The 542-nt window shown below is 76.0% G+C and carries 1 pseudogene; it reads left to right on the top strand.

From position 1 onward, the window contains the following. A pseudogene (locus G3I40_RS43560) lies at positions 1-373 on the top strand (DNA-binding protein); the annotation flags it as partial. Positions 374-542: the final 169 nt, after the last annotated feature.

The raw sequence follows: 542 nt of genomic DNA, 5'->3' as shown, positions 1-542 counted from the left end.
GGGACCGGCGTGGGCCGCCGGCACCTCCGTCGGACCCGCCTACGACGCCCTGCGCACCGCGGCCACCATGGGCGCGGGACTGCTCGACGACGCCGACCTCGGCCTCGTACAGGACACGGTCGCGAAGTGGGACGGCTCGCATCCCGCGGCCGGGTGGGAGGGACTGCCGGACCGTGCCGAGCGGCCCGGGGCGCGCCTGGCGCTGCTGGCCGCGCTCGCGCCGTACCGGATCACGGACGAGGACGTCGCGGCGTGGCGGGTGCCGCCGTTCACCGACCACTGCCTGGTGCACCTCATCGCGTACGGGGCCTTCGCCGCGGTCGACCGGATCGAGTCGGCGCTGCCCGCGGCGGAACTCCTGGGGGCGTCATGACCACGGTCAACCTTCATCAGGAGCGGGCCTGGAACGGCTCGCTCGGCCGGCACTGGGCGGCGCAGCACCGGCGCTTCGACGCGATGCTCGGCGAGGCCGACGAGGCGCTGTTCGCGGCCGCCGCCATCGTGCCCGGCGAACGGGTGCTCGACATCGGCTGCGGCGCCGG

Source organism: Streptomyces sp. SID14478 (genome assembly GCF_010548525.1).
Classification (GTDB): domain Bacteria; phylum Actinomycetota; class Actinomycetes; order Streptomycetales; family Streptomycetaceae; genus Streptomyces.
Note: the sequence above shows the minus strand (reverse complement) of the source record. Positions and strands in the feature narration are given on the sequence as shown.